Here is a 10,982-nt window from a genome sequence, read left to right as displayed (position 1 = left end):
CCACCACCGCCGCCGCCAAGAAGACCACGGCGACCGCCACGAAGAAGACGGCCGCCGCCAAGAAGACGGCCACCACCGCCGCCGCCAAGAAGACCACGGCGACCGCCACGAAGAAGACGGCCGCCGCCAAGAAGACGGCCACCACCGCCGCCGCCAAGAAGACCACCGCGACCGCCAAGAAGGCGACCGCCACGGCCAAGAAGACGGCTCCGGCGAAGAAGACCGCCACCCGCAAGACCACCGCGCGCAAGACCACCGCCAAGTAGTCCCGCGCAGCGTCCTCGGACGGCTTTCGAGAGAAGCCGTGGCGCACCCGTTCCCGCATGACGCGGAGGCCGGGCCGCCACGGCTCTTTCGCGTTCCGGGCGTCCGGCCGGCCCCGCCGGCCGGGTCCGGTTCAGCCGTCGGCCGGGTCCGGGAAGGTCTGGAGCGTCAGGAAGACCACGCGGCGCGCCTCGCCGCTGCCCTCGGTGCGGATGCGCACCCGCTGGCCGGGCCGCAGCAGCCGCAGGCCGCCGGCGTCGAACGCGGCCGCGTCGAACGGCACCGGGGTCCCGTCGTCGAGCAGCACGGAGCCGGCCCGGGTGGCGGGGTCGAAGGTGAACGCGGTGGCCTGCATGCCAGCAGCATAGCGAGCGGGTCCGACAGTCCCGGGCGGCGTCTCGCGTGGCGTGCGTCAGGAACGGCCGATGAGGGCGAACAGGGCGCTCGTGTGGGGGCCGACGCCGAGGGCCAGGGCCTCGCCGAGGTCCGCGCCGGTGTCGACGTCCCGGCGCACCGACTCCACGTCCGCCAGGCGCAGTTCGAGCGCACCGCCGGCCGCGTGCCGGGCCCGCGAGCCGTCCCCGAACGCGGGGGCGAGCGGGCTGCCGGGGGCACAGGCGAGCAGCGTCGTGCCGAGGCCGGGGGAGTCCGGCAGGAAGGCCCGGCCCCGGGACGGCACCGCGACCAGCACCCGGGCCAGTTCGGCCGGCCGCAGCGCCGGCAGGTCCGCCGAGAGGGCGGCCAGCGGCGCGTCCGGGGCGAGCGCCAGCGCGGCCGACGCCCCGTGCGCCAGCGCCCGGTTGAGGCCGCCGCCGGGTTCGTCGGCCACCACCACGGCGCCGAGCGCGGCCAGCCGCGGGCCGGCCGCGGGGTCCCGCGTGACCACCAGGACGCGGGCGACGCCCGGGGTCGCGAGCGCGGCGGTGACGGTGTCGAGCGCGAACGAGAGCGCCAGGTCGGCCCGGTGCGGCCCGGCGTACGGGGCCAGCCGGGACTTGGCGAGGGCGAGCGGCTTGAGCGGCAGCACCAGCGACCAGCCGGCGGTGGGTGCGGCGGGCGCGACGGGCCCGCTGGGGCGTACGGTGTCCTGGGTCATCGGCGTCATTGTGACGCCGGTCCCGGAGCCCCCGCCAGGCCGTCCCAGCTGTGCGGACGTGCGTTTGATCACGGCCGCCCGGTGTGCTGGCGCGGTCGCTCGACAGTCGGTGAGCGGGCGGGCGACACTGTTCCGCGCCCGCGATCCGGGCACCGGGCGGCCGGTGCACCGGCGCCGGGAGGCAAGGACCGCGGCACCCCGTGTGCCGCACGGATGAGGAGGACCTGGGGTGGCCCGCCGCTCGCACGCCAAGTTCGGCAACGCCGACTACGGCATCTGGTACCGCTTTGCGGCCGTGCTGGTCAAGCCGGTGACGACCGCGCTGGTGAAGCCCGACTGGCGGGGCTGGGAGCACCTTCCCGAGAAAGGTGGATTCATCGCCGCGGTGAACCACAATTCGATCATCGACCCGCTGGTCTACGCGCACTGGCAGTACAACAGCGGCCGCCCGCCGCGGATTCTCGGCAAGTCCTCGCTGTTCTCGATTCCCTTCATCGGATTCATGCTGCGCAAGACCGGCCAGATTCCGGTGTTCCGCGAGTCGACGGACGCCGCGCAGGCGTTCCGCGCCGCGATCGACGCCGTCAACAACGGCCAGTGCGTGCAGTTCTACCCCGAGGGCACCCTCACCCGGGACCCGGACCTGTGGCCGATGACCGGCAAGAGCGGCGTCGCCCGGGTCGCGCTGATGACCGGTGCGCCGGTCATCCCGGTCGCGCACTGGGGCGCCCACGAGATCATCCCGCCGTACGGCCGGCCCGGTTACGGGAAGGGCAAGTTCAACCTCTTCCCGCGCCACCGGGTGGTCGTCGCGGCCGGTCCGCCGGTGGACCTGAGCAAGTACCAGGGCATGGAGCTCACCGCCCAGGTGCTGGGCGACGCCACCGAGGACATCATGGCGGCGATCACCGCCGTGCTGGCCGGCGTGCGCGGCGAGGAGCCGCCCGCCGAGCGCTACGACATGCGCAGGGCCGCCCGCGAGCGGGCCGCCGCCGCGCTCGCCGAACGCCGCCGCGCCAAGGGCGGCCCGAACACCGAGGAGGCCGGTCAGTGACCCGCTGCGCCGTGATGGGGACCGGCTCCTGGGGCACCGCGTTCGCGATGGTGCTGGCCGACGCCGGCAGCGAGGTCGTGCTCTGGGCCCGCCGCCAGGAGCTGGCGGACGCGGTCAACACGACGCACGAGAACCCGGACTACCTCCCGGGCGTGCGCCTGCCCGACTCCGTCCGGGCCACCACCGACCCCGCCGAGGCGCTGGCCGGCGCCGACTTCGCCGTCCTGGTGGTGCCCTCGCAGACGCTGCGCGACAACCTGGCCGCCTGGGCGCCGCTGATCGAGCCGCAGACCGTCCTGGTCAGCCTCATGAAGGGCATCGAACTCGGCACCGCGAAGCGGATGAGCGAGGTCATCGACGAGGTCGCCAAGGTCGGCCGGGAGCGGGTCGCGGTGGTCAGCGGGCCCAACCTGGCCAAGGAGATCGCCAACCGCCAGCCCGCCGCCAGCGTCGTCGCCTGCAGCGACGAAGCGGTCGCCAAGCGGCTCCAGGCGGCCTGCCACACGCCGTACTTCCGCCCGTACACCAACACCGACGTGGTGGGCTGCGAGCTCGGCGGTGCGGTCAAGAACGTGATCGGCCTCGCGGTCGGCATGGCCGCGGGCATGGGGCTCGGCGACAACACCAAGGCGACGCTGATCACCCGCGGGCTGGCCGAGACCACCCGGCTCGGCGAGGCGCTCGGCGCCGACCCGCACACGTTCGCGGGCCTCGCCGGGATGGGCGACCTGGTCGCCACCTGCTCCTCGCCGCTGTCGCGCAACAACACCTTCGGCATGAACCTCGGCCGGGGCATGTCCCTCGCCGAGACGATCGCGGCGACCCGGCAGACCGCCGAGGGCGTCAAGTCCTGCGAGTCGGTGCTCGACCTCGCGCGGCGCAGCGGCGTCGACATGCCGATCGTCGAGGCCGTCGTGGACGTGGTGCACAACGGCCGGCCCACCCAGGAGGCGCTGCAGGCGCTCATGTCCCGCTCCGCGAAGGCGGAACGGCGCTGACCGCCGGGTGGCGACGTGGCGGGGCGGCTAACTTTCCGGAAACACGTCGCACGGTAGTCTCAAACGCGATATGAGCATCGAACAGTCCTCCCCGAACCCGTCCGCCCCGAAGCCCCGCGTCGCGCTGGTGTTCGGCGGGCGCAGCTCCGAGCACGCCATCTCGGTCTCCACCGCGGGCAGCGTGCTCAGGGCGATCGACCGCGACAAGTACGACGTGCTGCCGATCGGCATCACGCACGAGGGCCGCTGGGCGCTGACCAGCGACGAGCCGGCCCGGATGGCCATCACCGACGGCAGGCTGCCGGACGTGGCGCACGTCGCCGAGTCCGTGGACGGGCAGGTCGCGCTGCCGGTCTCGCCGGGCAGCCGCGAGGTCCTCCTCAGCGAGCCGGGGAGCACCCCCAAGGCGCTCGGCGAGGTCGACGTGGTGTTCCCGCTGCTGCACGGCCCCTGGGGCGAGGACGGCACCCTGCAGGGCCTGCTGGAGCTCTCCGGGGTCCCGTACGTGGGCAACGGCGTGTTCGCCAGCGCGGCCGGCATGGACAAGGAGTTCGCCAAGCGGATCCTCGCCTCGCACGGCCTGAACGTCGGCCGCTACACCATCGTGAACCGGCGCGACTGGGAGACCGAGGAGGGCCGCGCGGCCGTACGCGAACGGGTGGCCGAGCTCGGCCTGCCGCTGTTCGTCAAGCCCTGCCGGGCCGGCTCCAGCATCGGCATCACCAAGGTCAAGGACCTCGCCGAGCTGGACGCCGCGATCGAGGAGGCCCGCCGGCACGACCCCAAGCTGATCATCGAGGCCGGGGTGACCGGCCGCGAGATCGAGTGCGGCGTGCTGGAGTTCGAGGACGGTCCGCGGGCCAGCGTGCCCGGCGAGATCATGGTCGGCGGCGACTACGAGTTCTACGACTTCGAGGCCAAGTACATCGACTCCTCGGACGTCCGGATCCCGGCGGAGCTGTCGGCGGACGAGACCGCCGAGATCCGGCGCCAGGCGGTGGCGGCGTTCGAGGCCTTCGGCTGCGAGGGCCTCGCCCGGGTGGACTTCTTCCTGCTGGAGGACGGCACCTGGATGATCAACGAGATCAACACGATGCCCGGCTTCACCCCGATCTCGGCCTACCCGAAGATGTGGGAGGCCACCGGGGTCGCGTACCCGGAGCTCATCGACCGGCTGCTCCAGGCGGCGCTGCGGCGCTCGACCGGGCTGCGCTAGTCGCCCGCGCGACGACGGAGGGCGGGCCGGGAAGCTCCCGGCCCGCCCTCCGTCGGTCTCTCGTCCGTCCCGGTCAGCCGGGGACGTTCGCGTTGACGGCGCCGGACAGGGCGGCGACCGGGTCGAACGGGTTCGACGCGACGCCGTCCTGGACGGTCACCTCGACGTACGCCTTGCGCATGGTCGAGACGAAGCGGTAGCTGCCGTCGGTGAGCTTCTGGGCCCACCAGGTGACGTCGTCGGCCACGGGGGACCAGTCCCCGGCGTGGTCGCCGTCGAGCTCCTCGGGCCGGTCGACGCCGCAGCGCAGCACCGTCCGGGGCGAGGAGCCCCAGGCGGCGACGAAGGGCGAGGACGGCGACGGGTCCTTGCGGGCGTGCCCGAGGAGGTCCGGCGGCAACGCGCCGGCCAGGTTCCGGCAGTAGTCGGCCGCCTTGCCGGTCGGCGCCGGCACCTCGATGTCCGCCGGCTCGCTCCAACTGCCGAGCAGCACCACGACGGTGCAGGTCAGCGCGACGGGCATAGCGAGCCAGCGGACCGGCGCGGGCAGGGTCGCGAGGACGCGGGGGACACGGAGTTTGGCCACCCGCCGATCGTAGCCGGGGCTTACAGGTGGACCACCGGACAGGTGAGGGTGCGGGTGATGCCCTCCACCTGCTGGACCTTGGCCACGACCAGACGGCCGAGGTCGTCCACGGTGTCGGCCTCGGCCCGGACGATCACGTCGTAGGGGCCGGTGACGTCCTCGGCGGTGAGCACGCCGGGGATCTTGGAGATCGACTCGGCCACGGCGGTGGCCTTGCCGACCTCGGTCTGGATCAGGATGTACGCCTGTACCACGGGGGCCTCCCGGCGGCCGGTTGGGGGGGATCGCCGCCGTGCTCGCCCGGGGGGACGTCGGGTGGGAAACGGGCTCACCGGCAGTCTGATCACCACGCTACCGCGCAGCGGGCCGGGGAGGGGAGACCTCTGCACCCCGGGAGGGCGTACGCTGCGCGCGGGGGAGCGACGGGGATCGGATCCGGATGGCAGCGCGATCCGGGACGGCAGCACGATTCGGCTTGAAGTGCGAGAGGACGGCAGATGCAGGGGACCGTGGGCGAGCTCGGCGAGTTCGGCCTCATCAGGGAGCTGACCGCCCGGGTACCGCTCACCGACGCGGTCGACCTCGGCCCGGGCGACGACGCGGCAGTGGTGAAGGCCCCGGACGGCCGGGTGGTGGCCACCACGGACGTCCTGATCGAGAACCGGCACTTCCGCCGGGACTGGTCCACCGCCTACGACGTCGGCCGCAAGGCCGCCGCCCAGAACCTAGCCGACGTCGCCGCGATGGGCGCGGTGCCGACCGCGATACTGCTGGGCCTGGTCGCCCCCGCCGACCTGCCCACCACGTGGGCCACCGAGCTGATGGACGGGCTGCGCGACGAGTGCCAGGTGGCCGGCGCGACCGTGGTCGGCGGCGACGTGGTGCGCGGCGACACCGTCACGCTCGCCATCACGGCGCTCGGGGACCTCCAGGGGCGCGCGGCCGTGCTGCGCTCCGGCGCGCAGGTGGGGGACGTGGTCGCGGTGACCGGCTGGCTGGGCTGGTCCGCCGCCGGCCTGACGGTGCTCCAGCGCGGCTTCCGTTCCCCGCGCGCCTTCGTCGAGGCGCACCGCCGCCCCGAGCCGCCGTACCACGCCGGCCCGGCCGCGGCCGAGTTGGGCGCGACCTCGATGATCGACGTGAGCGACGGGCTGGTCGCCGACCTCGGACACGTGGCCCGCGCCAGCGACGTGGACATCGACCTGAAGGCCGCGGACTTCGACGTCCCGGCGCAGATGGCCGACATCGGCCAGGCCGTCGGGGTGGACCCGCTGGTCTGGGTGCTGTCCGGCGGCGAGGACCACGCGATCGTGGCGACCTTCCCGCGCGGGATCCAACTCCCGGCCCGCTGGCGGGTGGTGGGCGAGGTGACCGGCCGGCCCCGGGGCACCCGCGGCGGCCGGGTGACGGTCGACGGCGCGCCCTGGGACCGGGTCGGCGGCTGGGACCACTTCGCCGAGTGACGTACGCAGTACGGCTGATGCTGCTCGGACACGGGTACGGCACGTCACGCTCCCGGGTGCCGCGGACGGGATTCGCGGGTCGGTTCTGCGTAGGCTTGCGAGGGATCGAGCCCGCCCGCCCTCCGGCGCGGGTGGTCCGGACCACTGCGAGCGGAGAACGCACCAACCATGCGCATCGGTGTTCTGACCAGCGGCGGCGACTGCCCCGGCCTCAACGCGGTGATCCGCTCCGTGGTGCACCGGGGCACCGATGTGCACGGTGACGAGATCGTCGGGATCCTGGACGGCTTCCTCGGTCTGATCGAGGGCCGCACCCGCCTGGTCTCGCACGACGACGTCACCGGTCTGCTCACCCTCGGCGGCACCATCCTCGGGTCGGCCCGGGTCCGGCGCGAGCGGATCGCCTGGGCGGTGGAGAACGCCAAGACGCTGGCCCGGGACATCGGCATCGACGCGCTGATCGCGATCGGCGGCGAGGGCACGCTGACCGCCGCCAAACTGTTCAGCGAGGCCGGACTGCCGGTGGTCGGGGTGCCGAAGACCATCGACAACGACATCGACGCCACCGACGTCACCTTCGGCTTCGACACCGCGGTGCACGTCGCGACCGAGGCGATCGACCGGCTGAAGACCACCGCCGAGTCCCACCAGCGCGTCATGGTGGTCGAGTTGATGGGCCGGCACACCGGCTGGATCACGCTCACCGCGGGCATGGCCGGCGGCGCCCACGGCATCCTGATCCCGGAGAAGCCGTTCGACATCGAGGCGGTGGCCCGGATGGTCGAGGACCGCTTCGCGCGCGGCAAGAAGTTCGCCATCATCGCGGTCGCCGAGGGCGCCGCCCCGATGCCCGGCACGATGCGCTTCGACCACGGCGAGGTGGACCAGTTCGGGCACCGGACGTTCGGCGGGATCGGCAACCGGCTCGCCAACGAGCTGGAGAACCTGCTCGGCAAGGAGGCCCGCCCGGTGATCCTCGGCCACACCCAGCGCGGCGGCACCCCGACCGCGCGGGACCGGGTGCTCGCGACCCGGTTCGGGTGGCACGCCGTGGAGGCCGTGCACGCGGGCGCGTTCGGGCACTTCACGGCGCTGTGCGGGACCTCCATCGAGCTGCGGCCGGTCGCGGACGCGGTGACCAGGCTGAAGACCGTGCCGGAGGACCGCTGGGCGGAATCGGAAGCCGTGCTCTGAGCGGCCGCGGGTAGGTTGGGGACATGGTTTCGACTGCTCCTCCCCGCGTGCTCACCGTCGCCGGATCCGACTCCGGCGGCGGCGCCGGCATCCAGGCCGACCTCAAGGCCATGCTCGCCCTCGGCGTCCACGGCATGAGCGTGATCACCGCCGTCACCGCGCAGAACTCGCTCGGCGTCCAGGGCTACTGGGAACTGCCCGCCGAGGCCGTCCGGGCCCAGTTCCGCAGCGTGGTGGACGACATCGGCGTGCAGGCCGTGAAGACCGGGATGCTCGCGTCGATCGAGCTCGTCGAGACGGTCTCGGACCTGCTGGCCGGGGTGGACGCCCCGGTGGTCGTCGACCCGGTCGGCGTCTCCAAGCACGGGGACGCGCTGCTCGCCGCCGAGGCGGTCGCGACCGTCCGCGAGAAGCTGCTGCCGGTGGCCACCCTGGCCACGCCCAACCTGCACGAGGTGACGCAGCTCACCGGCCGCACCGTCGAGGACGAGGGGCAGATGCTGGACGCCGCCAAGGCGCTGCTCGACCTCGGGCCGCGCTGGGTCCTGGTCAAGGGCGGGCACCTGGAGGGCGAGGCCGCCGACCTGCTGTACGGCGGGCCGGGGGAGGAGCACTGGTACCGGGCGCCGCGCTACGACAACCGGCACACCCACGGCACCGGCTGCACGCTGGCCAGCGCGATCGCCGCCGGACTCGCCAAGGGCGAGCCGCTGCCGGAGGCCGTCGGCTCGGCCAAGGAGTACATCACCGGCGCGATCGCGGGCGGCTTCGCCCTCGGCGCCGGGATCGGCCCGGTCGACCACGCCTGGCGCTGGCGCTGACGAACGCCGGTGGGCGGGCCCTCGTCAGGACCCGCCCACCGCGCCGGCGCCCGCGGGAGGCCCCGGCACGCCCGGAGAAAACAGTGGAGGCCGGTCCATCCGAGGATGGACCGGCCTCCACTGGAGGACCGGCATGCCGGTCTGCGCGTCAGCGCGAGACCTTACCGGCCTTGATGCACGAGGTGCAGACGTTGAGCCGCTTCGGCGTCCGCCCAATCACAGCGCGCACCGTCTGGATGTTGGGGTTCCAACGACGGGGGGTACGGCGGTGCGAGTGGGAGATGCTGTTGCCGAAGCCCGGCCCCTTGCCGCAGACGTCGCAGTTGGCAGCCACAGGAGTCACTCCAAGACTTCAGATCAGTTACGTTCGACAACCCACCAGGACACCGGAACACTCGCGTGAACCGGACCGACCTGGGGGGTGCGCCCGGATTGTTCCAGGCAACCGGAAGAGCATACAACGCTTGCTCCCGTTCAACGAAACTACCATGACCGCCCGGGTGATCGCTCCGGCCGACGGCCCGGGCGACCCCTCCCGGCCCCCGATAACCTGCCGGTATCACCCCTCGCCGTTCGACCTGAGGCCATCGCGGCGTCCCATCCGGAGGAGACCTGGTGCTGCACACGCTCGACGCCCCGGCCGTGCGCACCTGGTGCCAGCTCGCCCTGCGCGCGCTCGGCCAGGCGCGCGAGGAGATCGACGCGCTCAACGTCTATCCCGTCCCGGACGGCGACACCGGCACCAACCTCTACCTGACCGTCGAGTCCGCCGCCGCCGAGGTGGAGAGCCGCTTCGCCGACCCGGCCGCCGAGCCGGCCCCCGGCCTGGCCGACACGGTCCGGGCGATGGCCCGCGGCGCGCTGGTCGGCGCCCGCGGCAACTCCGGCGTGATCCTCGCCCAGTGGCTGCGCGGCGCCGCCGAGACGCTGGCCGGCGGCGGCGGCGCCGACCAGCTGCGGGCCGCCCTCCAGCGGGCCGCCGACTCCGCCTACCAGGCCGTCGCGGAACCCGTCGAGGGCACGCTGCTGACCGTCGCCCGGGTCGCCGCCCGGGAGGCCGTCCGGGCCGGGGACGGGCTCGCGCAGGTCGCCGACACCGCGCACCGGGCGGCCCGGGACGCGCTGCGGCACACGCCCGAGCAGCTCGCCGTGCTCGCCGAGAACGGGGTCGTCGACGCCGGCGGGCGCGGCCTGGTGGCCGTCCTCGGCGCGCTCGCCGACGCCGTCGCCGGGCACCAGCCGATGGGGCCGGTCGCGCTGCGCGGGGACGTCCGGGCGATGGAGAGCTGCGAGGCCCACGTACGGCCGCCCGGCCCCGGCCACCCCGCCTTCGAGGTCATCTACCTGCTGGACGCCCCCGACGACGCCCTGCCCGCGCTGCGCGAGCGGCTCGGCGGGCTCGGCGACTCCCTCGTGATCGGCGGCGGCGACGGCCTGTGGAACGTGCACGTCCACGTGGACGACGCCGGCGCCGCCGTCGAGGCCGGCATCGGGGCCGGCCGGCCGCACCAGATCCGCATCACCCACTTCGCCGAGGCCGCCGCCCGCTCCGGCGCCGCCGCCGAGCCGGGCGAGCGCGAGGAACCGGCCCGCGCGGTGCTCTCCGTGGTGTGCGGCGAGGGCCTCGCCGAACTCTGCGAGCAGGCCGGCGCCGTCGTGCTCCGCGCCGACCCGGACCGCCCCACCGCCAGCGCCGAACTCGCCGCCGCCGTCCGGAGGTCGGGCGCGCGCGAGGTCGTCCTGCTGCTCAACGACCCCGAACTGCGCGCCGCCGCCGGTGCCGCTGCCGACCAGCTCCGCGAGGAGGGCGTGCGGATCGCCGTCCTGCCCACCCGCTCGCCGGTGCAGGGGCTCGCGGCGCTCGCGGTGCACGAGGCCGGGCGCCGTTTCGACGAGGACGTGGTCGCCATGACCTCCGCCGCCGGGGCCACCCGCTACGCCGAACTCGCCGTCGCCGAGGGGGAGTCCTGGACGATGGCCGGGGTCTGCCAGGCCGGGGACGTGCTCGGCCTGATCGACGGGGACGTCGCGGTGATCGGCGCCGCTCCGGCCGAGGTCGGGGCCAGCGTGCTGGACCGGATGCTCGGGGCGGGCGGCGAACTCGTCACCCTGATCCTCGGCGAGGGCGCGGACGACGCGCTCGCCGAGCACCTCGTCGCGCACGTGCGCCAGGGCCGGCCCGAGGTGGACACGGTGGTCTTCCACGGCGGCCGGGAGGCGGCCCCGCTGCTGATCGGGGTCGAGTAGGCGCCGGACGGGGCCGGCGGAGCGGCCCGGTTTGTCGGCGCTT

Annotated in this window: 13 protein-coding genes; 8 read left to right on the top strand and 5 right to left on the bottom strand. The window is 74.2% G+C overall.

The window, feature by feature from the left end:
• Nucleotides 1-266, top strand: a 266-nt coding sequence (locus AB0C76_RS25195; protein ID WP_359969600.1) for a hypothetical protein, incomplete at its 5' end; no start/stop codon positions are given.
• 131 nt (nt 267-397) lie between these two features.
• Here the strand turns inward: AB0C76_RS25195 and AB0C76_RS25190 are convergent.
• A complete protein-coding gene (locus tag AB0C76_RS25190; RefSeq protein ID WP_359969597.1) occupies nt 398-619 on the bottom strand; it encodes a hypothetical protein in 222 nt (73 codons plus the stop codon).
• 57 nt (nt 620-676) lie between these two features.
• Nucleotides 677-1,360 carry a 2-phospho-L-lactate guanylyltransferase gene (cofC, locus tag AB0C76_RS25185; RefSeq protein ID WP_359969594.1) on the bottom strand — a complete coding sequence of 228 codons (684 nt, stop codon included), beginning with the start codon at nt 1,358-1,360 and terminating at the stop codon, nt 677-679.
• Between the two features lie 229 nt (nt 1,361-1,589).
• Here cofC and AB0C76_RS25180 point away from each other — a divergent pair, with 229 nt between their 5' ends.
• The 3 genes from AB0C76_RS25180 to AB0C76_RS25170 all read left to right on the top strand — a co-directional run bounded on the left by AB0C76_RS25180 (nt 1,590) and on the right by AB0C76_RS25170 (nt 4,628).
• Nucleotides 1,590-2,414, top strand: coding sequence for a lysophospholipid acyltransferase family protein (locus AB0C76_RS25180; RefSeq protein WP_359969591.1), 825 nt, complete (start codon nt 1,590-1,592; stop codon nt 2,412-2,414).
• Nucleotides 2,411-3,412, top strand: a complete 1,002-nt coding sequence (locus AB0C76_RS25175; protein ID WP_359969588.1) for an NAD(P)H-dependent glycerol-3-phosphate dehydrogenase — start codon at nt 2,411-2,413, stop codon at nt 3,410-3,412. The genes AB0C76_RS25180 and AB0C76_RS25175 overlap by 4 nt, the downstream gene beginning before the upstream one ends.
• 70 nt (nt 3,413-3,482) lie before the next feature.
• On the top strand, nt 3,483-4,628 hold the full coding sequence (locus AB0C76_RS25170) for a D-alanine--D-alanine ligase family protein (protein ID WP_359969585.1): 1,146 nt from the start codon (nt 3,483-3,485) through the stop codon (nt 4,626-4,628).
• Nucleotides 4,629-4,701: 73 nt separating this feature from the next.
• Here the strand turns inward: AB0C76_RS25170 and AB0C76_RS25165 are convergent, their stop codons facing one another.
• Both AB0C76_RS25165 and AB0C76_RS25160 read right to left on the bottom strand, forming a co-directional pair.
• Nucleotides 4,702-5,214 (bottom strand): DUF3515 domain-containing protein, encoded by a 513-nt coding sequence (locus AB0C76_RS25165; protein WP_359969582.1) that lies wholly within the window; start codon nt 5,212-5,214, stop codon nt 4,702-4,704.
• 20 nt (nt 5,215-5,234) lie between these two features.
• Nucleotides 5,235-5,468, bottom strand: coding sequence for an Lrp/AsnC ligand binding domain-containing protein (locus AB0C76_RS25160; RefSeq protein ID WP_218205768.1), 234 nt, complete (start codon nt 5,466-5,468; stop codon nt 5,235-5,237).
• A gap of 243 nt (nt 5,469-5,711) precedes the next feature.
• On the opposite strand from AB0C76_RS25160, the gene AB0C76_RS25155 reads away from it, so the two are divergent.
• From AB0C76_RS25155 to thiD, 3 genes are all read left to right on the top strand, one after another.
• Nucleotides 5,712-6,677, top strand: coding sequence for a thiamine-phosphate kinase (locus AB0C76_RS25155; RefSeq protein WP_359969579.1), 966 nt, complete (start codon nt 5,712-5,714; stop codon nt 6,675-6,677).
• Between the two features lie 168 nt (nt 6,678-6,845).
• A complete protein-coding gene (locus AB0C76_RS25150; protein WP_359969576.1) occupies nt 6,846-7,871 on the top strand; it encodes an ATP-dependent 6-phosphofructokinase in 1,026 nt (341 codons plus the stop codon).
• 23 nt (nt 7,872-7,894) lie between these two features.
• Nucleotides 7,895-8,692, top strand: coding sequence for a bifunctional hydroxymethylpyrimidine kinase/phosphomethylpyrimidine kinase (gene thiD / locus AB0C76_RS25145; protein WP_359969573.1), 798 nt, complete (start codon nt 7,895-7,897; stop codon nt 8,690-8,692).
• Between the two features lie 148 nt (nt 8,693-8,840).
• Here the strand turns inward: thiD and rpmB are convergent, their stop codons facing one another.
• A complete protein-coding gene (gene rpmB, locus AB0C76_RS25140; protein ID WP_014138233.1) occupies nt 8,841-9,026 on the bottom strand; it encodes a 50S ribosomal protein L28 in 186 nt (61 codons plus the stop codon).
• A 281-nt stretch (nt 9,027-9,307) separates the two neighbouring features.
• On the opposite strand from rpmB, the gene AB0C76_RS25135 reads away from it, so the two are divergent.
• A complete protein-coding gene (locus tag AB0C76_RS25135; RefSeq protein ID WP_359969570.1) occupies nt 9,308-10,939 on the top strand; it encodes a DAK2 domain-containing protein in 1,632 nt (543 codons plus the stop codon).
• The last annotated feature ends 43 nt before the right edge of the window (nt 10,940-10,982 follow it).

The sequence above is a fragment of the Kitasatospora sp. NPDC048722 genome (genome assembly GCF_040650235.1).
Lineage (GTDB): Bacteria > Actinomycetota > Actinomycetes > Streptomycetales > Streptomycetaceae > Kitasatospora.
The sequence above is the reverse complement of the archived record's forward strand: the minus strand, read 5'-3'. Positions and strand labels throughout refer to the sequence as shown.

Excerpts from the sequence above, each read along its gene's own strand:
- AB0C76_RS25190 (WP_359969597.1), bottom strand. The coding sequence starts at position 619 with ATGCAGGCCACCGCGTTCACCTTCGACCCCGCCACCCGGGCCGGCTCC.
- cofC (WP_359969594.1), bottom strand. The coding sequence starts at position 1,360 with ATGACCCAGGACACCGTACGCCCCAGCGGGCCCGTCGCGCCCGCCGCA.
- AB0C76_RS25170 (WP_359969585.1), top strand. The coding sequence starts at position 3,483 with ATGAGCATCGAACAGTCCTCCCCGAACCCGTCCGCCCCGAAGCCCCGC.
- AB0C76_RS25155 (WP_359969579.1), top strand. The coding sequence starts at position 5,712 with ATGCAGGGGACCGTGGGCGAGCTCGGCGAGTTCGGCCTCATCAGGGAG.
- AB0C76_RS25150 (WP_359969576.1), top strand. The coding sequence starts at position 6,846 with ATGCGCATCGGTGTTCTGACCAGCGGCGGCGACTGCCCCGGCCTCAAC.
- thiD (WP_359969573.1), top strand. The coding sequence starts at position 7,895 with ATGGTTTCGACTGCTCCTCCCCGCGTGCTCACCGTCGCCGGATCCGAC.